This is a genomic window from Melaminivora alkalimesophila, from assembly GCF_000282995.1.
GTDB lineage: Bacteria > Pseudomonadota > Gammaproteobacteria > Burkholderiales > Burkholderiaceae_C > Melaminivora > Melaminivora alkalimesophila.
Map to the genome: position 1 here is coordinate 1 of NZ_ALEE01000762.1, position 688 is coordinate 688.

Genomic DNA, 688 nt, shown 5'->3' on the forward strand with positions numbered 1-688 from the left:
CCCGCCACCATCTGCCCCAGGCGCGGCAGCACCTTGAAGGAATACCAGTCGTAGGCCCTGGACAGCGGCTTGGCGACCTTGGAAAATTCCAGCACCAGCAGCCGGCCACGCGGCTTGAGCACGCGCGCCATCTCGCGCAGCGCCACATCCTTGTGGGTCATGTTGCGCAGCCCGAAGGCGACGCTCACCAGGTCGAAATGGTTGTCCGGAAAGGGCAGCCGCTCGGCGTCGCACACCGCCGTCGGCAGCACCACGCCGGCGTCGATCAGGCGGTCGCGCCCGGTGCGCAGCATGGCCTCGTTGATGTCGGTGTGCACCACCTGGCCGGTGGCCCCGACCTTCTTCGCGAAGGCCAGCGCCAGGTCGCCCGTGCCGCCGGCGATGTCCAGCACCTGGTCGCCCTCGCGCAGATTGGCGACCAGCACGGTGTAGGCCTTCCAGGCGCGGTGCAGCCCACCCGACATCAGGTCGTTCATCAGGTCGTACTTGGGTGCCACCGAGTCGAAGACGCCACGCACGCGGCGCGCCTTCTCGTGCTCGTCGACCGACTGGAATCCGAAGTGGGTGGTGCTCATGGCGCGATGCTAGGGGAGCCGCTGCGCGCGCACCGCGACAACCCCGCATCGGCCTGGGGCATGTGTGGCTATTCGGCCAAAGGGCGGCCCGCCACGGGCCGTCAGCGGCTGGC

General features: G+C 69.2%; 1 protein-coding gene. It reads right to left on the bottom strand.

Annotated features, from left to right (window positions below):
* On the bottom strand, positions 1 to 575 hold a 575-nt coding region (locus tag A612_RS14720), incomplete at its 3' end, for a class I SAM-dependent methyltransferase (RefSeq protein ID WP_019375207.1).
* Between the last annotated feature and the right edge of the window lie 113 nt (positions 576 to 688).